We start from the raw sequence: 23,380 nt of genomic DNA on the forward strand, positions 1-23,380 counted from the left end.
GGGCTTTTGTCTTTTTTCCTCCTGAGAGGAAGGATGGTGGGCGTGACAGGGATTGAACCTGTGACCCCTACGATGTCAACGTAGTGCTCTCCCGCTGAGCTACACGCCCATCCGATGTCGGCGCATAGACCATAGGATGATCGGGCCGTCAACTGGTTTTTTGGAAGAAATGCGAAGCTTTTTTGACAGGCCCGGATTTCCGGGATTTTTGTCGCTGTGGATGACCGCGCGCTCTCTCCGGGGCGTGCCTGACGATGTGCCGGAAACAGAAAAGGCGCCCGAATGGGCGCCTCGATTCGATGATTGATTCTGAAAAAAGTTTCAGGCTGCGGCGAGCATCTTGTTCACTTCGTCGACGAGGTCGCGAAGGTGGAAGGGCTTGGAGAGGACCTTGGCGTCCTTCGGTGCCTTCGAGTCGGAATTCAACGCCACGGCGGCAAAGCCGGTGATGAACATCACCTTCAGGTCCGGGTCGAGTTCGGTCGCGCGGCGGGCGAGCTCGATGCCGTCCATTTCCGGCATGACGATGTCGGTGAGGAGCAGCGAAAACGGCTCTTCGCGGAGCCGGTCATAGGCGCTGGCGCCGTTGTCGTAAGAATCGACCTTGTAGCCGGCCTTTTCCAGTGCCTTCACCAGAAAACGGCGCATGTCGTTGTCGTCTTCTGCAAGGAGGATTTTCTGTATCATCTTCGGGACCGTATCCGTGCATGCCTGAGGTTGTATGAGCCATCCATCATTCCAGCTTACGGTAAATTTCCGTTTAACCGGCGCAGAAGGGCCTTTGGTGGGATTAACATAGTATGGACTTGGCGCCGGGCAACTGGCAACATGCCGGGAAGACTTGTTCGTGACATGGTAAAGGCGGAATGGACCAATTCGGGGGCGATTTTCAGCAGTTTGAGGTGCGGGAGCCGGTGGTTCAGACCATTCCCTTCGTCTTCAACTCCCCACACAGCGGTAACCATTATCCTGTGGATTTCCTCGCCGAGAGCCGTCTTGACGCGCTTTCGATCCGCCGTTCGGCCGATCATTATGTCGACGAGCTGTTTGCCGATGCTCCCGAACTGGGCGCGCCGCTGCTCGTTGCGCACTTCCCGCGCGCCTATCTCGACGTCAATCGCGAACCCTACGAACTCGATCCGCGCATGTTCGACGGTCCGCTGCCGCCTTACGTCAATATCGGTTCGATGCGGGTGGCCGGCGGGCTTGGAACGATCCCGCGGATCGTTGCCGAGAACATGGAAATCTATCGCAAGCGACTTTCCGTCGAGGAGGGGCTGCAGCGGGTCGAGGCGGTCTACAAGCCCTATCATTCCTGCCTTCGGAAGCTGATCGCCCGCACCCATGCGCGTTTCGGCATGGGCATCCTCATCGATTGCCATTCGATGCCGGGCAATATCCGGCTTTCCGGCTCGGGCGTCAGGCCCGACTTCATCATCGGAGATCGTTACGGAACGAGCGCGTCGGCCGAGCTTTCACGCGCGGCGCTGCAGTTTTTCGACGACATGGGTTTCGAGGCGGTGCGCAACAAGCCCTATGCGGGCGGCTTCATCACCGAGCATTACGGGCGGCCGGTGCGCGGGCTGCACGCCTTGCAGATCGAGATCAATCGCGGCCTTTATGTCGATGAGGTGACGCTGGAGAGGAAGCGGGAATTTCCGCTTGTCGCGGCAGCCCTTTCCACCTTCATGCGCCAGATGGCGGACTATGTTGCCGATTTCTCCGGCGGCATGACTGCGCTCGCAGCCGAATAAAGCCACTTCCCCAAAGTCTGCCCTGGACCTGTCGCTAACGCATGGCGCGAGCCAGCGCCTGCGCGGCGCATCTCCCGACCTCGCGGGTTGGTCTTAGGACAAAAAAAACCGCGCTATTCGCGCGGCTAAGTCTAGGGAGGAAACACCCAAGGAGGGTATTTACAGTCAAAGACTGTGCTTAGGAAAATACGTCGAGCCATGCACAATTGTCAAGCATGTTTTTATTGTGATTAAATTTGCATCATATTTGAGCGATGTGATTACCTGCTCGGCAGCTGGTGGCGATAAAAGCGGTTTTCTTCGGCGCTCCGAGGCTCTAAGAAAAAGCGCCTGCCTCATGCCGAAATCCCTCATATCAACAGGATAGGATCTGCCCATGCTGCCCGACCGCGAATTTTTCGATACGCTTGCCGATGCAGCCAAGGGCGAGACGCTGCCACGCTTCCGCACCGGTATTTCGGTGGTCAACAAGCTCGCCGGCGGCTTCGATCCGGTGACCGAGGGCGATCGCGCGGCGGAAACGGCGATCCGGGCGCTGATCGGCGAACGGTTTCCCGAGCACGGCATTTTAGGCGAGGAGCACGGCAATGTCGGGCTCGATCGCGAGCATGTGTGGGTGATCGATCCGATCGACGGGACGCGTGCCTTCATTTCCGGCCTGCCGGTCTGGGGAACGCTGATCGGCCTGCGTTCGAACGGGCGTGCGACGATGGGCATGATGGACCAGCCGTTCATCGGTGAGCGCTATTTCGCCGACGGCACAAAATCCTGGTATTCCGGGCCGGACGGAGAGCGGCAGATTTCCGTGCGTGATTGCGGTTCGCTGTCGGATGCCATCCTGTTCACCACGTCGCCGCATATCTTTCAGGGCGAGGATCTCGCCCGCTACAGGTCGGTCGAGGAGAAGGTCCGGCTGTTCCGTTACGGCTGCGATTGCTATGCCTATGTGCTGCTTGCCGCCGGGCATGTCGACCTCGTCGTCGAAAACAGCCTGCAGCCCTATGATGTCGGCGCGCTGATCCCGATCATCGAGCAGGCCGGGGGCATCATTACCACCTGGGATGGCGGCCGACCGGAGAATGGCGGCAACATCATCGCAGCCGGTTCGAAGGCTGTGCATGAAGAGGCGATGGCGCTTCTGGCGGGACGCTGAGCGGTCCCTCACAGGCAAACAGCGGACATGCCGTTCAGGCGGCGCTTTCCGCCATATCCAGTCCGCCGTCGAGGCCGGGCATGAAGGTCTCGATCGCGGTCATCGCCTGGGCGCGATAGATGTCCTTTTCCTGAAACAGCTCGTGGCGACCGCCGGTGATGGTGATCAGCTGTCCGGCGCGGAAATTGCGCGACAGATCTTCCTGCAGCCGATAGGGTACGACCCCGTCGAGCACCGGCGCGAGGATCAGCGTCGGGATGGTGATCTTGGTCAAGTGGGTCTGCTGCGATACGCGGTGGGCCGCTTTCAGCGTTTCGTGGATCCAGCGTGCCGTCGGTGCGCCGACCGCAAGGTCCCGGAACTTCGTATAAAGCCCGATATTGCGCTCGAAGCGACGGCGGTCGCCGGACAGGCGATTGTTCTCGAAAGGGACGAGGCGCCGGTCGCCGCCGAGCTGGACGCTGCCGAAGCCGGTCCATGACAGGGCGCGGGCAAGCGGGCCGGCGACGGATTGCGATGCTTTCTGGCCGTGGAAGCCGATATAGGGCGCGGCAAGCGCCATGCGGCTGATACGGTTCGACAATCTCGGCGCTGCCGAAAGCGCGATCAATGCGCCCGTCGAATGGGCGACAAGGAAGAAGGGCAGGCGGGCATCCGGCAGGACGATCTGTTCGAGAAATATCTCCAGATCGCGTTCGTAATCGGCAAAGCGGCGGACGTGGCCCTTGCGCGGGTTCTTCAGCAGCCGATCCGAGCCGCCCTGGCCGCGCAGGTCGTAGGTCGCTACCCACAGGCCCATCGCGTTCAGCTCGCGGATCGTCTCGAAATACTTTTCGATGAACTCGTTGCGCCCCTGCAGCAGTACCACCGTGCCACGGGCCGGGACGATTGCCGAACGGAACAGCGCATAGCGGATCTTTGCGCCGCGGTGGCCGGTGAAATAGCCCGCAGTGACATCATCCGGTGCCGGATTGTCGGGTGTCGGGCGGAGGATTTCATCGGTGATATGAGGCGCTTCTGTCATGCGGGTGAGCGTTAGGCGAGTGGGCCGCGAGGTCAAGTGAAAATGCGAGCGGACGGCCCTCATGGCCTGACGCCGGGCAGCCTGTGCATGTCGGTCTAGGTTGGGATGACAGGGATGGACAATGGTGATGTAACTATATAACGATCAATTTGTAATGTTATTACATATAGGAGAGGTTATGTCCCATCTGTTGCGCGCCGCCGGTTTCTCGGCGGTTCTTCTGGCTTCCGCATCGGCTTTCGGCCTGGCGGCTTTTGCCGAGGAAAAGCACGAGGAGGCCTGGCGGCTGTTCGTGGCCGACCATACGCTGCCGGTCGTGCGCGCGATCGACCTCAAATCGGGCAAGGTGCTCGGCAAGTTCGATCTTGAAGGCTATGCCGCCCTGTCGCTGAGCGAGACCGGCGAGACGGTGTTTGCGGTTCAGGGCGACAGCAATATCGTCAACGCCATTTCCACCGGCATTTCTCTGTCCGACCATGGCGAGCATCGCGACATCGAACTCAGCGAGCCGAAGCTCGTGGCTGCTTCGATCAAGGGTCAGAAGCCCGGCCATGTGGTGACCCATGGCGATCAGGTCGCGGTGTTTTACGATCGCGAGGCGAAATTCGATCTGTTGAGCGAGGATGCGCTGATCGATGGCAAGGTCGAGCCGAAGGCATTCGAGACGATCGCGGCTCATCATGGCGTCGCCGTGCCGCTTGGCGATCATTTCCTCGTCTCCGTGCCGAACACGCAAGCGCCGGTAAAGGAGGGCGAGCTGCCGCCGCGCCTTGGCCTGCGCGTGCTCGACAAGGCGGGCAAACAGGTGGGCGAGGTTTCGACCTGCACGGGCCTGCATGGCGAAGCCACTTCGGCGCGTCTGGTCGCCTTCGGTTGCGCCGAAGGCGTGCTGATTGCGCGTCCGGGCGGCATGGAAGGGCCGAAGGTCGAGATGCTGGCCTATGGCAAGGATCTGCCGAAGGGCAAGGTCTCGACGCTTCTCGGCGGAAAGTCGATGCAGTTCTTCCTCGGCAATTACGGGGAAGACAAGGTGGCGCTGATCGATCCCGACAATGCGGAAGCGCCCTATCAGCTGATCGACCTGCCGACACGTCGCGTCGATTTCGCCCTCGATCCGGCCGAGCCGCGCAATGCCTATGTGCTGACCGAGGACGGCAAGCTGCACCTGGTCGACATTGTGAAGGGCGAGATCGTCAAGTCCGAGACCGTGACCGAGCCTTACAGCAAGGACGGCCATTGGCGCGATCCGCGCCCGCGTCTGGCGATCGCTGATGGCGAGGTGGCGATCACCGACCCGCGGCATGGCCTGATCCGGGTCGTCGATGGCGCGGCGTTGAAGGAAGTCCGCACCATTGCCGTCGAAGGCCAGCCTTTCGCCATCGTGGCGGCAGGTGGTTCCGGCGCGGTCCACTGAGGCCGGTGTGACGAACGGGCGCGGGCCGCTCCGGTGACGGTTGGCCCGCGCCTTTTTATGCTCAATGCCGGTGATCGGTCGTACCTGGGAGTTCTTCCGTCACCTCGCGCGCAATGTCGGTCGGGTGAGGATGATCCGGGTCGGCGCTGTGGGTGGTGCGGTGAATGGCGGCGACGTTTCCCTCGCTGCCATAGAAGGCGATATGCAGGCCCCAGTAGGATGATGCGAAGATCACCAGGGCAGCGGCAATGCCGATCGGAATGCCTGCCATCAGCTTCTTGAAGTTCGGGACGAAGAAGACATCACGGGTGTGATCGGCGGCGATGGCGACGATCACCGCCATGATCAGCGCATGGCCGATGAGGTCGATACGGCCGAAGGGATAGACCGCCGCATTGAAGATGACGAAGAGTGCTATGGCCGAGAGGCGGCGCACCATCGGCGTCCATAGAAGGCCGAAGCCCATGGTGAATTCCGATACGCCGGCCATGGGGATAAAGACGTCGCGTGGAAGGCCGAAGGTCAGAAACGGCTTTTCCTCGACGAGCGGATAGAACCAGTCCGGATAGGCGAATTTTTCCAGGCTCGACCACATCAGCGCGATTGCCACGCCCCAGCGCAGGGCCTGGAAACGATGCTTGCGCAGCTCCTCGTTCGACGAGGCGTCCATGACGAGATAGGCTGCGACGCCGACGCCGAGCGCCAGATAATCGAGCAGGTGGAAAATATCGTAGTCGCGCAGCGCCAGCAGCCAGAGAAGGATGATGCCGAGGGCGGCAAGCGGCTGGGTTCGCCGGAAGAAGATCAGCATGGCAATCAGCAACTGGCCCCAGGAGACGATTTCCGACGGCGTCTTGAGGTCCGGCGTCAGATAGACGCCGCCGACGGCGAAAATGGCGACGAAGAAAGCGGCGACGACGGCGCGAACGAAATCGTCGAGCCGGTTCCAGATCGGGTCGGTCATCCTGTCTAGGCCGCGCAGGATCTTGTCGCCGGCGCTTGATTTCTCGATGGCGCGGGTGGCCAGGAAGAAGATGAGTACGAGCGCGATACCGGTCCAGAACCACATGTTGGCGAGCGTGGCGGCGATCGGCTGCGGCGGGGCGCCGACGATATAGGGGGCGAACCATTTGACATGCGCGTTCGCCGGTGCTGCACCGGCGACAATCATGAATGCGGGTGTGAGCCATCCGGCCCTCAAAGCGGAATGCATCGTCTTGCTCCTGTCGGGCATGTTCGCAGTCGATGCGCCTTGCATCGGACTTCTGCGCAATGCAATTTTGACGATAGTTAATTTTATGATTGAGTGTTTGATTTTCGTCAATTCGAAACGAACGGGTATGCAAGCCCGACATGCGTTTCGATCATTCCAGATCGGGGGCTTGAACCGTGCCAAGACAATTCCCATCTTGGTTTCGCAGGCGCCAAACGGGTCTGCAAAACGGGCCTTCCGTCGCCAGAATGGGGCGGGATGCCATGACCTTAAACCGCAACGTCGCTTCCATGGAGGACATCATGCGTCACGTCGATTTTTCCCCTCTCTACCGCTCCACCGTCGGCTTCGACCGTCTCTTCAATCTGCTCGACAATCGCAACCTTGGCGATCAGGGGCAGAGCTATCCGCCCTATAATATCGAGCGGACCGGCGAGACCACCTACCGCATCACCATGGCTGTTGCCGGTTTCGATGAAAGCGAGCTTTCCATCGAGTTCCAGGCGCATTCGCTCACCGTGAAGGGTGAAAAGACCGAGGACGATGCGGCAGAGCGGAACGAATACCTCTATCGCGGCATCGCCAAGCGCGCCTTCGAGCGACGCTTCCAGCTTGCCGACCATGTGGAGGTCGAGACCGCCTCGCTGAAGAACGGCCTGCTTCATATCGATCTCGTGCGGAATATTCCCGAGGCCATGAAGCCCCGTCGTGTCACGATCGCAGCCGATGCCGGCGATACCGCCAAGACGATCGAGGCGCAGGTTACGCCGCAGCAGGTCAACTGAACGGCCGACTTCGGTCTTTGATCGAGGGATGTAATGATCCGCCTCTTCCGGCAACGGGAGGGGCGTTTTTCGTTCCCTAGCTTATGGCGGCCTTTGACGGTCTTCCGCCCTTGCGGCCGTTTTCGCGGGCGCTGGCCTTTTTGGCTTCCGATCGCGCGGAGCCACCCTTCGCGCCCAGTTGCACTGCCATCCAGCGTCTGGAGCCGAATATGCCCTGGAGCAGCGCGGGAACGTAAACGTCGACATCCAGTCGAGGCCAGTACAGGCCCAATCCAGCCTCGCTGATCTCGATCTCAGCCAGTTGCTCTACCGAGCTTCCGCTCAGTCCCTCGATTTTCTCTGCGGGAATGGCAAGCTGTACGCCCGTGTCCATCTCGATGACGATCCGTGTTGATTGCGGGTCGAAGTGTGCCGAGGAGGCGTAACCTGATGCACGTTGCTGGCTTAACCGATGTTCGGCGGCCTGCAGGTCTTCTTCAGAAATCGCCATGATGATTGCTCCATGCTGCGCAAAGTTGGGTCAGTTCATCGTTCAGAACGCTCTCGATCCGTCGCAGATCGGCAAGCTTGAAACCGTAGCTTTCCCTCAATGCTGCGGGACCTTCAGGGCAGTTCAATAAAAACACAGCCTCGCCGCCTGCGCCCTGCACGTGAATATGCGCGGGCCGATGATCGTTGGGATAAATCACTGCGCGCAAACCGGCAAAGCGGAGAACTGTTGGCATATGCCAAAATAACAAAACCCAAGCGCTTTGGAAAGCGCCTGGGTTTTCACTCAGAGTGTGGTGGCCTGATCTCAGGCCGCGGCAGGCTCTGCTGCCGCCACTTCCTTGGCCTTGAGGCGCTGGGCATATTTCTGGGCGATCACGGCACAGGCCATCAGCTGGATCTGGTGGAAAAGCATGATCGGCAGGACGACCGCGCCGATCGAGGTCGAGTGGCCGGCGAAAATGGCGTTGGCCATAGGCACGCCTGACGCCAGGGACTTCTTCGAGCCGCAGAATGTGATGGTGATCTCGTCTTCCTTGGAGAAGCCGAGCAGGCGGCTGCCGAACATGGTGACGCAGAGCACGACGGCGAGCAGCACGATGTCGAGGCCGATGACGACAGCGATATCGGTGATCGAGAAGGTGCTCCAGATGCCTTCCATGACGGCGGTCGAGAAGGCGAGATAGACGACCATCAGGATCGAGCCGCGGTCGAAGGGTGTCAGCAGCTTCTTCTTGGAGCGGACCCAGTTGCCGATCCACGGCTGCAGGATCTGACCGATGATGAAGGGCGCGAGCAGCTGCAAGCCGATCTTCTGAAGCGCTTCCATCGAGACGCCACCGCCGCCGGTGGTGGACAGAAGCAGGGCGACGAGCGCCGGCGTCAGGAACATGCCGAGGATGTTGGAGCCGGAGGCCGCGACGATCGCCGCCGGTACGTTGCCGCCTGCCATCGAGGTGAAGGCGATCGACGACTGGACCGTCGAAGGCAGCACGCAGAGGAACAGCAGGCCGAGATAGAGCGGTGCCGGAAGAATGCTTTCCGGGATGAAGCCGAGCGCCAGGCCGAGGATCGGGAAAAGCACGAATGTGGTCATGACGATCGTCAGGTGCAGGCGCCAGTGCAGCACGCCGGCAATCACCGTTTCGCGCGCCAGCCGTGCGCCGTGCAGGAAGAACAGCAGGCCGATGGCGATGTCGGTGGCAAGCCCGAACCAGTCTGCCAAGACGCCGTGGATGGGAAGGAAGGATGCCAGGATCACCGTTCCGACCAGCATCATCGTGTACTGGTCAGGCAGAAAACGCTTCATTTCATAGTCCTCAAGTCACTTTGATTGAGCTTTCGCTTATCGTGAAATAGAATGCAAACACTAACAGCTATCACAAAGTGCGATAACCATGCTGAACCTCCACCATCTCGACAGTTTCCTCATGTTGCAACAGACGGGCAGCTTCACCGAGGCGGCGGCGCGGCTGGGAGTGGGGCAGTCGACGGTCACCCAGCATATCCAGCGGTTGGAAAAGGCGCTAGGGCGGCAGCTCGTCCTACGCGACACGCATCAGGTGCGGCTGACAACCGACGGCGAGGCGCTGGTCGGCTATGCGCGCGGCATGCTGGATCTCAATGGTCGTGTGTTTTCGCTGTTCGGAGAAAGCCGGCTGCGCGGGCGCTTGCGGCTCGGTGTGTCGGAGGATGTTGTCGCCAATCGCCTGACCGGCATTCTGGAGGATTTCATCCGGCTGCATCCGCTGGTCGACCTGGAGTTGACCGTTGCCTTGAGTGCGGTGCTGAACCAGATGCAGGATGCCGGCGACCTCGACCTCGTGCTGGCCAAGCGACATGTCGGCGAGACGCATGGGCGGCTTCTCTACCGTGAGCCGCTGGTCTGGCTGGCGCGGGATACGCAGAGTGTGCCGGCGCGCGATGCGGTTCTGCCGTTGATTGCCTTTCCGCCACCTTCGATCACAAGGCGGGTGGTGCAGGAGGCGCTCGATCGGGAAAACCTCGCATGGCGGGTCGTCTGCACCTGCGGCAGTCTCAGCGGGCTGACGGCTGCGGCGCGTGCGGGCATGGGGTTGATGGTGCAACCGCGCAGCATGGTGCCGGAGGGGTTGCGGGAAGTCACCGCCGATCGTCTGCCGCGACTGGAGAATGTGGAGTTCGTCCTCGTTCCACGTCGAGGCGCGGATACGCAGATGGTTGAGGCACTGTCGACACTGATTGCGGCACGTATCGTGCCGCAATCAGTGTCGTGATGTATCTTACGCCGAGGCGCAGATCGACAGGAACTGGTCGACATCCTCTTCCGTCGTGGCAAAGGACGTGACCATGCGGATGAGCGCCTCGTCGCCGGCCACCTTTTCCGGCATGTCACGCGGCTCGAGCCAGTCGTAAAACTTTGCGCCCTTTTCCTGCGCTGCCTTGGCGGATGCCTTGGGCAGGATGGCAAAAACTTCGTTGGCATTGGTCGGCCATGCGAGGCGGGCGCTGTTGAGCGAGCCGAAGCCCGTGCGCAGGCGATCCGCCATGGCGTTGGCGTGACCGGCGAGGCCGAGCCACAGATCGTCCTTCAGATAGGCGTCGAACTGGGCGGCGATGAAGCGCGACTTGGAGAAAAGCTGGGCGGTGCGCTTGCGCAGGAAGGCGAAATCCTTCGCCAGCGCCGGATCGAAGAAGACGATCGCTTCGGCGCACCAGCAGCCGTTCTTGGTGCCGCCGAACGAAAGTACGTCAACGCCGCGCTTCCAGGTCATGTCCGCCGGCGAGCAGCCGAGTGAGATGAGGGCGTTGGCGAAGCGGGCGCCATCCATGTGCAGCGGCAGGCCGTTTTTCTTGGCAATGGCGGAAATGGCGTCGATCTCGTCCAGCGTGTAGGTCGTGCCGAATTCGGTCGCCTGGGTCATGGTGACGGCGGCGGCGCGGCCGTGATGGATGGCATCCTGCGGGTAGCGGGCGATCCGCTCGATCAGGTTTTCCGGCAGCATCTTGCCGTCCGGGCCTTCGACGCCGACCATGCGCATGCCGGAGAAGAAGTCAGGTGCGCCGCACTCGTCCTCGATTACATGTGCTTCCGTGTGGCAGAAGGTGAGGCCGCCGGGGCGGGCAATGCTGGCAAGCGACAGCGAGTTGGCGGCGGTGCCGGTGGCGACGAAGAAGACGGCGACCTCGCGCTCGAAGATCTCGTTGAAACGCTGCTCTATGGCACGGTCCAGTTCGCTCGTGCCGTAGGCGGCGGCAAAACGGGTCGATTCCTTCGACAGACGTTCGTTGATGGCGGGATGGGCTCCCGCCCAGTTGTCGGAGGCAAAGAACATGCGGATCACCTTGATATCGCGTTGGGAGAACGGCTGCGGACATTAAGACTTTTTCGCCCCGGTGCAATGACCGGCGAAGGAGCAAAGGTGGCTGCCAGGTGCGGAACCTTTCGATCCGGCAATGAAGAGGCATTTGCCTGAGCGCTGGCGCAATTAAATTACGTCGGCTTGCATCCTTTGGTAACGAAGCTTCCTGCCTTGCGCGATTTTCTGCTGGCGTACACTTGTGAGAAAGTTAAAATCATGCGATAGAAATATCGGAATTAGGACAGTCTTTCTGACCTAATTGAAGTTTTGGCGGCCAGATTTCATGTCCGTGCCGCTGATCTCGACGCCGATCCGGGTTAGGATGCGCCTCAATCGGGGCTTGCAGCTATCGCCGGGCCGGCGCTCTCGTGTGATCTCAGGGATGACGCATGTCATCTTCAGGAATTGATGAAGTGCCACCTTGCTCGCTCAAGATAAGCGGCCAACAGGAGGAATGACCATGACGAAGAAGATTGTTGACGCGCACTGTCCCACCGACATCGCCTCGGTGAAAGCCGAGATGGGCGTGCCCTTCATCGCGTCGGGTATTCCGGCCGCGCAGGGGCTTTATGACCCGCGCAACGAGCACGATGCCTGCGGCGTCGGCTTCATTGCCCACATGAAGGGCGTCAAGTCGCACCAGATCGTCAAGGACGGCCTGTTCATCCTTGAAAACCTGACGCATCGCGGTGCTGTCGGCGCCGATCCTCTGATGGGCGATGGCGCGGGCATTCTGGTGCAGATACCCGACCGCTTCTTCCGCGAGGAAATGGCCGGCCAGGGCATTACCCTGCCGAAGGCCGGCGAATACGCCGTCGGCCACTTCTTCCTGCCGCGCGATGCCGAACAGATCGAGCATTTCAAGCAGGTCATCATCGATGTCATCGCGGAAGAGGGACAGCAGTTCATCGGCTTCCGCGATGTACCGGTCGACAATTCCTCGCTGTCGAAGGCGCCGGAAATTGCCGGAACCGAGCCGCATCATCTGCAGGTCTTCATCGGTGCCGGTCGCGATGCCGCGACCAATGCCGAATTCGAGCGCCAGCTGTTCCTGATCCGCAAGGTCATTTCCAACCGCATCTACGACCAGTTCGGTGGCCAGGAGACCGGCTTCTATCCGGTGTCGCTGTCGTCCTCGACGATCGTCTACAAGGGCATGTTCCTCGCCTATCAGGTCGGTGCCTATTACAAGGATCTGGCCGATCCGCGTTTCGAAACGGCGGTGGCACTCGTCCACCAGCGTTTCTCGACCAACACGTTCCCGTCGTGGAAGCTTGCGCACCCGTACCGCATGGTCGCCCATAACGGCGAAATCAACACGCTGCGCTCCAACGTCAACTGGATGGCAGCGCGCCAGGCGTCCGTATCTTCGCCGCTGTTCGGCGACCACATCTCCAAGCTCTGGCCGATCTCCTATGAAGGTCAGTCGGACACGGCCTGCTTCGACAACGCCCTCGAATTCCTCCTGCGCGGCGGTTATTCGCTGGCGCATGCGATGATGATGCTGATCCCGGAAGCATGGGCCGGTAACCAGTCGATGTCGAAGGAACGCAAGGCGTTCTACGAGTACCATGCCGCGCTGATGGAACCGTGGGACGGTCCTGCCGCCGTCTGCTTCACCGACGGCCGCCAGATCGGTGCGACGCTTGACCGTAACGGTCTGCGTCCGGCCCGCTATCTCGTCACCGACGACGACCGGATCATTCTGGCGTCCGAAGCCGGCACGCTGCCGGTGCCGGAAGAGAACATCATCAAGAAGTGGCGTCTGCAGCCGGGCAAGATGCTGCTGATCGACATGGAAAAGGGCCAGATCGTCTCCGACGAGGAGCTGAAGACGGAGCTCGCCACCAAGCACCCTTACGGCAAGTGGCTCGATCGCACCCAGCTGATCCTCGAAGACCTGAAGCCGGTTGAGCCGCGTGCGCTGCGTCGCGACGTGTCCCTGCTCGATCGCCAGCAGGCCTTCGGCTATACCTCGGAAGACACGAAGATCCTGATGTCGCCGATGGCGACGACCGGTCAGGAAGCCGTCGGCTCGATGGGTACCGATACGCCGATCTCGGCCATGTCGGAAAAGTCGAAGCTGCTCTACACCTATTTCAAGCAGAATTTCGCGCAGGTGACGAACCCGCCGATCGATCCGATCCGCGAAGAACTGGTCATGAGCCTCGTGTCGTTCATCGGCCCGCGCCCGAACATTCTCGACCATGACGGCATGGCGAATGCCAAGCGTCTGGAAGTGCGCCAGCCGATCCTGACCAATGGCGATCTGGAAAAGATCCGCTCCATCGGCCACACGGAAGACCGGTTCGACACCAAGACGCTCGATTTCACCTACGACATCGAGCGCGGCGCCGAAGGCATGCCGGAAATGCTCGACCGTCTGTGCGAACGTGCCGAGGCTGCAGTTAAGGGCGGCTACAACATCATCGTGCTGTCGGACCGCCAGATAGGGCCGGACCGTATCGCCATCCCGGCACTTTTGGCGACGGCTGCTGTGCACCATCACCTGATCCGCAAGGGGCTTCGCACCTCGGTCGGCCTGGTCGTGGAATCGGGCGAGCCGCGCGAGATCCACCACTTCTGCCTTCTGGCCGGCTACGGTGCCGAGGCGATCAACCCCTATCTTGCTTTCGACACGCTGACCGACATGCATATGCGCGGCGAGTTCCCCAAGGAAGTCGATGCGACGGAAATCGTCTATCGTTACATCAAGGCGGTCGGTAAGGGCATTCTCAAGGTCATGTCCAAGATGGGCATCTCGACCTACCAGTCCTATTGCGGCGGCCAGATCTTTGACGCGGTCGGCCTGAACTCGGATCTGGTCAATCAGTATTTCTTCGGTACCGCGACCTCGATCGAAGGCATCGGTCTGACCGAGATCGCCGACGAAACGGTGTCGCGTCACCAGTCGGCGTTCGGCAAGGACCCGGTTCTTGCCTCGTCGCTCGATATCGGCGGCGAATATGCCTATCGTATGCGCGGCGAAAGCCACGCCTGGACGCCGGATGTCGTGGCGACCCTGCAGCATGCCGTGCGCGGCAACAGCCAGGACCGTTACCGCGAGTTTGCCCAGATGGTGAACGAGACGGCGGTTCGGATGAACACGATCCGCGGCCTGTTCAAGATCAAGTCGGCGGAAGCGCTCGGCCGCAAGCCGGTGTCGCTCGACGAGGTCGAGCCGGCGGTCGATATCGTCAAGCGTTTCTCGACAGGCGCCATGTCCTTCGGCTCGATCAGCCGCGAGGCGCACACGACGCTCGCCATCGCCATGAACAAGATCGGCGGCAAGTCGAACACCGGCGAGGGCGGCGAGGAGAGCGATCGCTATCTGCCGCTGCCGGATGGTTCGATGAACCCGGAGCGTTCGGCGATCAAGCAGATCGCATCGGGCCGTTTTGGCGTGACCACCGAATATCTGGTCAATGCCGACATGCTGCAGATCAAGGTGGCGCAGGGTGCAAAGCCCGGCGAGGGCGGCCAGCTGCCCGGCCACAAGGTCGATGCGACTGTCGCCAAGACCCGTCACTCGACGCCGGGTGTCGGCCTCATTTCGCCGCCGCCGCACCATGACATCTATTCGATCGAAGATCTGGCGCAGCTGATCTACGACCTCAAGAACGTCAACCCGACCTCGGATATCTCAGTCAAGCTGGTGTCCGAAGTCGGCGTCGGTACGGTTGCCGCCGGTGTCGCCAAGGCGCGCGCCGACCATATCACGGTCGCCGGTTTCGACGGTGGTACGGGTGCCTCGCCGCTCACCTCGCTCAAGCATGCCGGTTCGCCTTGGGAAATCGGTCTTGCCGAAACCCAGCAGACGCTGGTGCTGAACGGACTTCGCTCGCGTATCGCGCTGCAGGTCGATGGCGGCCTGAAGACCGGCCGTGACGTCATCATCGGCGCGCTTCTGGGCGCCGACGAGTTCGGCTTTGCGACGGCTCCGGTGATTGCCGCCGGCTGCATCATGATGCGCAAGTGCCATCTGAATACCTGCCCGGTCGGCGTCGCCACCCAGGACCCGGTGCTGCGCAAGCGCTTCAAGGGCACGCCGGAGCACGTCATCAACTACTTCTTCTTCGTCGCCGAAGAAGTGCGCGAGATCCTGGCATCGCTCGGTTTCACCAGGTTCGACGACATCATCGGCCTTTCCGACCTGCTCGAAAAGGATGAGATGCTGGCACACTGGAAGTCGGAAGGCCTCGATTTCTCGAAGATCTTCCACAAGGTGGAGGCGCCGAAGGCCGCTACTTACTGGACAGAGCGTCAGAACCACCCGATCGACGACATTCTCGACCGCAAGATGATCGAGAAGTCGCAGGCCGCTCTCGAGAGCAAGGAACCGGTCGTCTTCGAAGTGCCGATCAGGAACGTCGACCGGTCTGCCGGCGCGATGCTTTCGGGTGCACTTGCCAAGCGCTGGGGCCAGAAGGGCCTGAAGGACGACACGATCCATGTGACGCTGACAGGAACCGCCGGACAGTCGTTCGGCGCCTTCCTCGCCCGCGGCATCACCTTCGATCTGGTGGGTGACGGCAACGACTATGTCGGCAAGGGTCTGTCGGGTGGCCGCATCATCGTGCGTCCGCCGGAAAACTCCAAGATCGTCGCAGAAAATTCGATCATCGTCGGCAATACTGTGCTTTACGGCGCGACCACCGGGGAATGCTATTTCCGCGGCGTTGCCGGCGAGCGGTTCTCGGTGCGCAATTCGGGTGCGATCGCCGTCGTCGAGGGCGTGGGTGACCACGGCTGCGAATACATGACCGGCGGCATCGTCGTCGTTCTCGGCGAGACGGGCCGCAACTTCGCGGCGGGCATGTCGGGCGGGGTTGCTTACGTGCTGGACGAGAAGGGTGATTTCGCCAAGCGTTGCAACATGGCGATGGTCGAACTCGAGCCGGTTCCGGAAGAGGACGACATGCTGGAAAAGCTGCACCACCACGGCGGCGACATCATGCACAAGGGACGCGTCGACGTTTCCGAGGACATGACGCGCCACGACGAGGAGCGCCTCTACCAGCTGATCTCCAACCACATGCACTACACCGGCTCTACCCGCGCCAAGGACATCCTTGATCGCTGGACCGAGTTCCGTCCGAAGTTCCGCAAGGTCATGCCGGTCGAATATCGCCGCGCGCTGGTCGAGATGGAACGCATGCGGATGGGCGTGGCTGCGGAATAGGCCGAATGGCTCTGGTTCATCGATTGATTTCGGTGGGCATTGCGGTCGCCGTGCCGGCGGCCGTGTTCTTGGCGAGCGGCGATGTCGCAATAGAATTCATCGTGCTGGGGGCGACCATGGGTCTCGCCTACTGGTACTGGGGGCCAACGGGCACCCTGCTTTGAAGAGGGAATGACATGGGCAAGGTTACGGGTTTCATGGAAATCGACCGGCAGGTGGGCAAGTATCAGCCTGCGTCGGATCGTATCCGCCATTTCCGCGAGTTCACCATTCCGATGTCGGATGCGGAAGTGACCAAGCAGGCGGCGCGCTGCATGGACTGTGGTATTCCCTATTGCCACGGCCCGACCGGCTGTCCCGTGCACAACCAGATCCCCGACTGGAACGATCTGGTCTATAACAACAAGTGGGAAGAGGCGATCCGTAACCTCCATTCCACCAACAACTTCCCGGAATTCACCGGTCGCGTCTGTCCCGCGCCGTGCGAGGAAGCTTGCACGCTCAACCTCGAAGACATGCCGGTCGCGATCAAGACGGTCGAGCAGGCGATTGCCGACAAGGCCTATGAGCTGGGCCATATCGTGCCGCAGCCGGCGACCGTGAAGACCGGCAAGAAGGTTGCCGTCATCGGTTCCGGCCCTGCCGGCATGGCGGCGGCGCAGCAGCTGGCCCGCGCCGGTCACGAGGTGCATCTGTTTGAACGCGAAAGCAAGGCCGGCGGCCTGCTGCGCTATGGCATCCCGGATTTCAAGATGGAGAAGAACTTCATCGACCGCCGCGTCGAACAGATGACCGGCGAAGGCGTCACCTTCCATTACGGCGTCAATGTCGGCGTCGACAAGAAGACCGAAGAGCTGACGGCGGAGTTCGATGCCGTGCTTTACTGCGGCGGTTCGGAAACCCCGCGTCCGGCAGGCATTCCCGGCACCGATCTGCACGGCGTCTATGATGCCATGCCCTATCTCGTGCAGCAGAACCGCCGTATCGGCCGCGAGAATATCGACAGCGTCGCGTGGGCGGCCGAGCCGATCCTGGCCGGCGCCAAGCATATCGTCGTCGTCGGCGGTGGCGACACGGCGTCGGACTGCGTCGGAACGGCCTTCCGCCAGGGCGCCGTCAAGGTGACCCAGCTCGACATCCGCCCGCAGCCGCCCGAAAAGGAAGACAAGCTCGCCGTCTGGCCCTTCTGGGCAACGAAGATGCGTACCTCGTCCTCCCAGGCAGAAGGCGCGATCCGCGAGTTCCAGGTGGCGACGCTCGAATTCATCGGTGAAGACGGTCAGCTGACCGGCGTGCGCTGCTGCGAGGTCGACGATCGCCGCAAGCCGATCGCCGGCACCGACTTCATCATCAAGGCCGATCTCGCCTTCATCGCCATCGGCTTTTCCGGCCCGGCGACCGACAGCGTGCTGGCCGAACTCGACGGCAAGCTGGAACTGAATGTCGACCGCCGCGGCTCGACCAATGTCGTTGCCAACGATCGTGACTACAAGACTTCGGTCGACAAGCTGTGGACCGCCGGCGACGTGCGTCGCGGCCAGTCGCTGGTCGTCTGGGCGATCCGCGAAGGCCGCCAGGCGGCCCGCGCCATCGACGAGGCGCTGATGGGATCGTCCGTGCTTCCGCGCTGAGGCCCCAAGCAACAGATATCCGTCTTGGACCTGATCAAGCCATCTCACCTTCGGGCGAGGTGGCTTTTTCGTCTGCGATCCCGGATCCGCCGCATGTTTCCTGGCAGCCGAGGCGCACGCCCGCTTCAATTTGACCCGTATCAATGGGCGGGGCGGGTGATTATGCAACGCCTTGTTGAAGAAGGCGCTGCAGGGGATGCGGTCGCCGGACACCCCTAAGGACAGGCCAATGAAACTCGATATTTCAGGCATTTTCAGTTACTTCAAGAACGCGGTTCCATTTCGCATCATTCCCGCGATCATCACCACGGTCTTTCTCGTCACGCTTCTACTTCTACCCACGCCATCCGGCCTGGACGACAATGGCTGGCGGATGCTGGCCATCTTCCTGACGACGATCCTTGCGATCATCCTCAAGGTGATGCCGATCGGCGTGATGGCGTTGATGGCCATCGTCATCGTCTCCTTGGCGCAGGTGACGTCCCCGACGTCGCGGGGCGCGGTGGCGGATGCGCTGAGCAGCTTCTCCAATCCCTTGATCTGGCTGATCGTCATCTCGGTCCTGATCTCTATCGGCCTGCGCAAGACCGGGCTCGGCCGGCGCATCGGTCTCTATTTCATCGCGCTTCTCGGCAAGCGGACGATCGGCATCGGTTACGGGCTGGTCTTCTGCGAGCTGATCCTCGCGCCGTTCACGCCGAGCAACACGGCGCGTGGCGGCGGCATCATCCATCCGATCATGAAGTCGATCGCCAACGCCTTCGACAGCGATCCGGCCAAGGGGACGCAGGGACGGGTCGGCACCTATCTGGCGCTCGTCAACTACCATGCCAACCCGATCTCGTCGGCGATGTTCCTGACGGCGACTGCCGCCAACCCGCTGGCGCTGGAATATGTCACAAGGGCCACGAACGGCGCCATTCATCTGACATGGATGACGTGGGCGCTGTGCATGTTCGTTCCCGGCGTTGTGGCGATGTTCGTCATGCCGCTCGTGCTTTATGTCATCTCGCCGCCCGAGCTGAAGACCACGCCGGATGCCGTCGTCTACGCTCGCAAGGAACTGGAGGCGATGGGCCCGGTCTCGCCGAAGGAGAAGGTCATGGTCTGCACGTTCGCCATGCTCCTTGGCCTGTGGGCAAACCTGCCGGCAATGCTGTTCGGCCCGGCCTTCACGCTCGACCCGACCATGGTGGCATTTCTCGGTCTCTTCGTGCTCCTGATCACCGGCACGATCGACTGGAACGACGTGCTGGGCGAAAAGAGCGCCTGGGACACGCTGATCTGGTTCGGCGCGCTGGTTATGATGGCCGACCAGTTGAACAAGCTCGGCGTGGTCGGCTGGTTCTCGAACGGCATGAAGGACATGATCTCGCAGGGTGAACTGGGCTGGCAGATGACGGCGGCGGTGCTGGTCACGGTCTTCACCTTCGCCCACTATATTTTCGCCAGCGCGACTGCGCATGTCAGCGCCATGATGCTCGCCTTCCTGATGGTCGGCGCGCTCTTGATCCCGGCGGAGTATCAGGCGCCGTTCATGCTGATGATGGTGGCCGGTTCGGCGATCATGATGACGCTCACCCACTATGCCACCGGTACGTCGCCGATCATCTTCGGCAGCGGCTATATCAGCATGGGCAAGTGGTGGGGCGTCGGCTTCATCATGTGCGTCGTCAACCTCACCATCTTCGCCGTTGTCGGCTCGGCATGGTGGTCCGTGCTCGGCTACTGGTGAGACCTTCGCACAGGCCGAAACAACGACAGGCGCCGGAGACGGCGCCTGTTCCTCATTGTGTACGGGTGATCTTGTAATCGTCGATCCGGCCGGTCGGCGCTGGATCCATCTCGCCGCGCTCGATCAGCTTGTCGCGTGGCGACTGCGACAGGGCATTGGCAACCGGACGGCTGCTCATAAGCTCCTTGCCGCCGTCGAGTTCGGGATCCGAGAAACTGATCGGATGGGCGAGGAGCTGCTTGCTCGCATCGGCGGGCAGGCCGAGATCCGGCAGACTGGATGCATCGAGCTTCACCAGTTCAGGGCTTGCCATTTCGCCCAGATGCCGGCGGGCGACGCGCTCTACATAGAAGGCGAGTTTCTGCTTGCCGGCATTGGTGAAGGTGATGCCGTCGGCGCCGCGCAGGCGTACCTGCTGACCGTTGACGTCGGAACCGGTGACGATGAACCTGCCGTCCTCGTCGACAAACCCGTCCCAGATATCGACGAACTCGCCGCCCACGGCTTCGGTGCGGGCGCGGTAGATAGCGTTGAGCTTGACCGCATCGGCCATCATAGAGGGCGACTGGAAGGAGGGCAGGCCAACCCACATCAGCGGCAGCTTGCGGGTCGTCACCATGCGCGCCACTTCGGAAACGCGGCGCTGGTATTCGGTATCCCAGGCGTCCGTGCGGAACCGCTCTTTGGCCCCCGAGGTCATCTGCTGGCGGTCGTTGGCGCCCATCATGACGACGACCATGGCAGGTTTCGCCTCGTCGAGAATGCCGGGAAGCTCGCCGAGCCAGTCATAGTGGTCGTCGCGGACAAGGCCGGAGGAGCCGTCGCTGCGGGTCGTCACTGAAACGCCCGGCGAGGCGGCAAAGGTATTTTCCAGTTCGCCACCGATATTGCCCGCGAAGAAATCGCCGACGACCAGGATTTTTCGCGCGTTCTCAAGCTTTGCCACCGGCTCGGGCTTCGGCGGTGCCGCAGGTATAGGAGGGCGGGGCGCTACGGCGCGCACGGCGCGGTTACGCTCGCGTCTCGGCGCCATTTCGATGATAGAGCCGTCGCGGCGGTCGTAGCGGCGCGGCGGCGGTTCCTCACGCTCGTAACGCGGGCCGCCGAACAGCATGTCGAAGAGGTTGCGCTTGCGGACGAATTCCTGCGCCGCCGCCGTCGTGGGCAGACCGGCAAGCGCTATGCCGAGCATGAGCACGCCGGAGATGCCGCGACTGAGTTTGGCTTTGAGCAGGAGTTTTGACATCATCGGTACCCGATCCACGGTGCGCTACTGTGGGGCGCCCGAGGATTTTGATCCTGTTCGTGCCGTTGTCAACGGATGGCGTGGAGCAGACTCTGCGAAGGTTCGCCATTCTGCTCCATGCCGAGGCGCTGCTGGATGGCCGAGATCGCCGCCTTCGAACCGGAGCCGAAATTGCCGTCGATCTCGCCGTCATAATAGCCGAGTTCCTTCATGCGGCTTTGCAGCTCGAACTTTTCCTTTACGCCAAGCGTGCCGTGCGGGCGCGGCCAGGGTTGCTGCATGCCGCCGTAACCGGCGATTTCATCGGCCAGAAGGCCAACGGCGAGCGCGTAGCTGTCGGCGTTGTTGTATTTCTTGATGGTGTAGAAGTTCTTCAGCATCAGGAAGCCCGGGCCGTCGGAACCGGCCATCAGCTTGAGCACGGCGCGATCATCGCCGCGCGGAAAACCCTTGCCGTTGGGGCGGGTGAAGCCGAGGGCGGCCCATTGGGAGATCGTCTTGGTCTGGCCCTCATAGCGTGCGGCGCCGGCCGGCATTGCGGCCTCATAGCCCCAGGTCTTGCCGGTGGTCCAGCCGTTCTTGGCCAGAAGGTTTGCCGAGGTCGCCAGCGCATCCGGGATCGAATGCCAGATGTCGCGTTTGCCGTTGCCGTCCGCATCGACGGCGTAGAGAAGGTAGCTCGTCGGGATGAACTGGGTGTGGCCCATGGCACCGGCCCATGAACCGGTCAGCTGCTTCGGCGTGACATCGCCGGCCTGCAGGATCTTCAACGCGGCGATCAGCTGCGTGCGGGCAAACTTGGCGCGCTTCGGATCCGCCCAGGCGAGGGTGGCCAGCGCCTGCGGCACGTGGTGCAGGCGGTCCGGCTTTTCGAGAACCGCGCCGTAATTGCTTTCCATCGACCAGATGGCGAGGAGGATGTTCTTGTCGACACCGAAATGACGCTCGATCGCGTTCAGCGTCGAGCCGTGGCGGGCCGCCATTTCGCGGCCGATGCGTACCGTATACGGGTTTACGCGGCTGTCGACGTATTCCCAGATCCTCGACTTGAATTCCGGCTGGTATTGCGCCTTTTCAAGCACATCCTTGTCCGGCGTGCTGATGCCGGCGAAGGCCTTGTTGTAGGTCGAACGGGAAATGCCACTTTTAGCTGCTGTCGAGTAGAAATTTGCAACCCAGGACTTGAAGCCGGCGTCTGCCCGAGCATCTATCGGCATGAGGCTGGCTGAAAGGCCGGCGGCAAGCAGGAGAGCGAAACTAAAGGAGCGAGTGGCGCGGTATCTGGTCATCGGCAGTCGTATCCATTCCTTCATGCGCCGTTCATGGCGCGGCTGGTATGCGGCTTCAACGATGTCTTAACAGGATAGAGTCAACAAATTCTTTACCATAGGCGGAGCCTCAATGGCAGCCCTTTGCGAAACAGTAGCAATTGCGCTTTAGTGACCGAAAGGTTTCAATTCCGCACAATGAAGTGCTTCAGGAGGCATGAGTGTCTGAACAACGTAAGATCCGCAAAGCAGTATTTCCGGTCGCAGGCCTTGGAACCCGTTTCCTTCCCGCGACGAAAGCCGTTCCGAAGGAAATGCTGACCGTCGTCGACAAGCCGGTCATCCAGTACGTTGTCGATGAAGCGGCGGAAGCGGGCATCGAGCATTTCGTTTTCGTCACCGGCCGCGGCAAGGGCGTGATCGAAGACTATTTCGACATCCAGTTCGAGCTGGAGCAGATGCTGCGCGAGCGCAACAAGAACGCCGAACTGACGCTGCTTTCCGGCATCCTGCCGAAGGCCGGCACGGCGAGCTTCACCCGCCAGCAGGTTCCCCTCGGTCTCGGTCACGCAGTTTGGTGCGCCCGTGACATCGTCGGCAACGAGCCTTTTGCAGTGCTTCTTCCCGACATGATCATGTCGTCGGAAAAGAGCTGCCTTGCCGGCATGGTCGATCTGTACGAAAAGACCGGCGGCAATGTTCTGGCGGTCGAGGAATGCGATCCCGAGCAGGCCCACAAGTACGGGATCGTCGGCAAGGGGGCCGATGTCGGCGGCGGCTTCAAGATCACCGAAATGGTCGAAAAGCCTGCCAAGGGTACGGCACCGTCGAACTTCTTCATCAACGGCCGCTACATCCTGCAGCCGGAAATCTTCAAGATCCTCGAAACCCAGGAGCGCGGCGCCGGCAACGAGATCCAGCTGACCGACGGCATGCTGGCACTTGCCAAGCAACAGGAATTCGCCGCCTATCACTTCAAGGGCGAGACCTATGACTGCGGCGCCAAGGACGGCTTCATCATGGCCAACATCGCCTTTGCCCTGCAGCGCGGCGACATTCGCCCGGCCATCGAAGGACCGCTGAAGGCCCTGGTTTCCAAGCTCGGCTGAGCCATCTTCCGACACAATGAAAAAGGCCCTCGCAGC

The 23,380-nt window shown here is 61.4% G+C and carries 19 protein-coding genes and 1 tRNA gene; 10 read left to right on the top strand and 10 right to left on the bottom strand.

Annotation, left to right across the window (positions count from 1 at the left end; translation table 11 throughout):
- Positions 1–34: 34 nt before the first annotated feature.
- Positions 35–109 (bottom strand) — tRNA-Val (locus AC0JZ4_RS09670).
- A 212-nt stretch (positions 110–321) separates the two neighbouring features.
- Entirely contained in the window at positions 322–687 is a 366-nt protein-coding gene (cpdR1, locus tag AC0JZ4_RS09675; protein WP_471886172.1) for a response regulator CpdR1, read from the bottom strand.
- Between the two features lie 179 nt (positions 688–866).
- Between cpdR1 and AC0JZ4_RS09680 the strand changes: the two genes are divergently transcribed.
- Together AC0JZ4_RS09680 and hisN are read left to right on the top strand one after the other, a co-directional pair.
- A complete protein-coding gene (locus AC0JZ4_RS09680) occupies positions 867–1,754 on the top strand; it encodes an N-formylglutamate amidohydrolase (protein ID WP_471886173.1) in 888 nt (295 codons plus the stop codon).
- 376 nt (positions 1,755–2,130) lie between these two features.
- Complete coding sequence (gene hisN, locus AC0JZ4_RS09685) at positions 2,131–2,907, top strand: histidinol-phosphatase (protein WP_471886174.1); 777 nt, start codon at positions 2,131–2,133, stop codon at positions 2,905–2,907.
- A gap of 34 nt (positions 2,908–2,941) precedes the next feature.
- Here hisN and AC0JZ4_RS09690 read toward each other — a convergent pair whose 3' ends face one another.
- Entirely contained in the window at positions 2,942–3,913 is a 972-nt protein-coding gene (locus tag AC0JZ4_RS09690) for an alpha/beta fold hydrolase (RefSeq protein WP_471887849.1), read from the bottom strand.
- Between the two features lie 196 nt (positions 3,914–4,109).
- Between AC0JZ4_RS09690 and AC0JZ4_RS09695 the strand changes: the two genes are divergently transcribed.
- A complete protein-coding gene (locus AC0JZ4_RS09695) occupies positions 4,110–5,345 on the top strand; it encodes a hypothetical protein (protein ID WP_471886175.1) in 1,236 nt (411 codons plus the stop codon).
- Between the two features lie 61 nt (positions 5,346–5,406).
- Here AC0JZ4_RS09695 and AC0JZ4_RS09700 read toward each other — a convergent pair whose 3' ends face one another.
- A complete protein-coding gene (locus AC0JZ4_RS09700; RefSeq protein ID WP_471886176.1) occupies positions 5,407–6,558 on the bottom strand; it encodes a hypothetical protein in 1,152 nt (383 codons plus the stop codon).
- Between the two features lie 302 nt (positions 6,559–6,860).
- Here AC0JZ4_RS09700 and AC0JZ4_RS09705 point away from each other — a divergent pair, with 302 nt between their 5' ends.
- The gene (locus AC0JZ4_RS09705) at positions 6,861–7,343 is read left to right on the top strand and encodes an Hsp20 family protein (RefSeq protein WP_471887850.1); all 483 of its coding nucleotides are present in this window, start codon (positions 6,861–6,863) and stop codon (positions 7,341–7,343) included.
- 76 nt (positions 7,344–7,419) lie between these two features.
- Here AC0JZ4_RS09705 and AC0JZ4_RS09710 read toward each other — a convergent pair whose 3' ends face one another.
- From AC0JZ4_RS09710 to AC0JZ4_RS09720, 3 genes are all read right to left on the bottom strand, one after another.
- Positions 7,420–7,833 carry a DUF2442 domain-containing protein gene (locus AC0JZ4_RS09710; protein WP_471886177.1) on the bottom strand — a complete coding sequence of 138 codons (414 nt, stop codon included), beginning with the start codon at positions 7,831–7,833 and terminating at the stop codon, positions 7,420–7,422.
- Positions 7,820–8,068 carry a DUF4160 domain-containing protein gene (locus tag AC0JZ4_RS09715; protein ID WP_471886178.1) on the bottom strand — a complete coding sequence of 83 codons (249 nt, stop codon included), beginning with the start codon at positions 8,066–8,068 and terminating at the stop codon, positions 7,820–7,822. Before AC0JZ4_RS09715 ends, AC0JZ4_RS09710 begins: the two co-directional genes overlap by 14 nt.
- 71 nt (positions 8,069–8,139) lie before the next feature.
- Entirely contained in the window at positions 8,140–9,141 is a 1,002-nt protein-coding gene (locus tag AC0JZ4_RS09720; RefSeq protein WP_471886179.1) for a bile acid:sodium symporter family protein, read from the bottom strand.
- Between the two features lie 88 nt (positions 9,142–9,229).
- On the opposite strand from AC0JZ4_RS09720, the gene AC0JZ4_RS09725 reads away from it, so the two are divergent.
- Positions 9,230–10,087, top strand: a complete 858-nt coding sequence (locus AC0JZ4_RS09725; protein ID WP_471886180.1) for a LysR family transcriptional regulator — start codon at positions 9,230–9,232, stop codon at positions 10,085–10,087.
- A 6-nt stretch (positions 10,088–10,093) separates the two neighbouring features.
- Here AC0JZ4_RS09725 and AC0JZ4_RS09730 read toward each other — a convergent pair whose 3' ends face one another.
- Positions 10,094–11,146 carry a threonine aldolase family protein gene (locus AC0JZ4_RS09730; protein ID WP_471886181.1) on the bottom strand — a complete coding sequence of 351 codons (1,053 nt, stop codon included), beginning with the start codon at positions 11,144–11,146 and terminating at the stop codon, positions 10,094–10,096.
- A 547-nt stretch (positions 11,147–11,693) separates the two neighbouring features.
- On the opposite strand from AC0JZ4_RS09730, the gene gltB reads away from it, so the two are divergent.
- The 4 genes from gltB to AC0JZ4_RS09750 all read left to right on the top strand — a co-directional run bounded on the left by gltB (position 11,694) and on the right by AC0JZ4_RS09750 (position 19,721).
- The gene (gene gltB / locus AC0JZ4_RS09735) at positions 11,694–16,355 is read left to right on the top strand and encodes a glutamate synthase large subunit (protein WP_471887851.1); all 4,662 of its coding nucleotides are present in this window, start codon (positions 11,694–11,696) and stop codon (positions 16,353–16,355) included.
- Between the two features lie 5 nt (positions 16,356–16,360).
- Positions 16,361–16,519 carry a hypothetical protein gene (locus AC0JZ4_RS09740; RefSeq protein ID WP_471886182.1) on the top strand — a complete coding sequence of 53 codons (159 nt, stop codon included), beginning with the start codon at positions 16,361–16,363 and terminating at the stop codon, positions 16,517–16,519.
- A gap of 12 nt (positions 16,520–16,531) precedes the next feature.
- Positions 16,532–17,986, top strand: a complete 1,455-nt coding sequence (locus AC0JZ4_RS09745) for a glutamate synthase subunit beta (RefSeq protein WP_471886183.1) — start codon at positions 16,532–16,534, stop codon at positions 17,984–17,986.
- 229 nt (positions 17,987–18,215) lie between these two features.
- Entirely contained in the window at positions 18,216–19,721 is a 1,506-nt protein-coding gene (locus AC0JZ4_RS09750; protein ID WP_471886184.1) for a DASS family sodium-coupled anion symporter, read from the top strand.
- A 52-nt stretch (positions 19,722–19,773) separates the two neighbouring features.
- On the opposite strand, the gene AC0JZ4_RS09755 is transcribed toward AC0JZ4_RS09750, so the two are convergent.
- Positions 19,774–20,967 carry an SGNH/GDSL hydrolase family protein gene (locus AC0JZ4_RS09755; protein ID WP_471887852.1) on the bottom strand — a complete coding sequence of 398 codons (1,194 nt, stop codon included), beginning with the start codon at positions 20,965–20,967 and terminating at the stop codon, positions 19,774–19,776.
- A 68-nt stretch (positions 20,968–21,035) separates the two neighbouring features.
- A complete protein-coding gene (locus tag AC0JZ4_RS09760; protein ID WP_471886185.1) occupies positions 21,036–22,256 on the bottom strand; it encodes a lytic murein transglycosylase in 1,221 nt (406 codons plus the stop codon).
- Between the two features lie 200 nt (positions 22,257–22,456).
- On the opposite strand from AC0JZ4_RS09760, the gene galU reads away from it, so the two are divergent.
- Complete coding sequence (galU, locus tag AC0JZ4_RS09765) at positions 22,457–23,344, top strand: UTP--glucose-1-phosphate uridylyltransferase GalU (protein WP_471886186.1); 888 nt, start codon at positions 22,457–22,459, stop codon at positions 23,342–23,344.
- Positions 23,345–23,380 lie beyond the last annotated feature (36 nt).

Source organism: [Rhizobium] kunmingense (genome assembly GCF_977018605.1).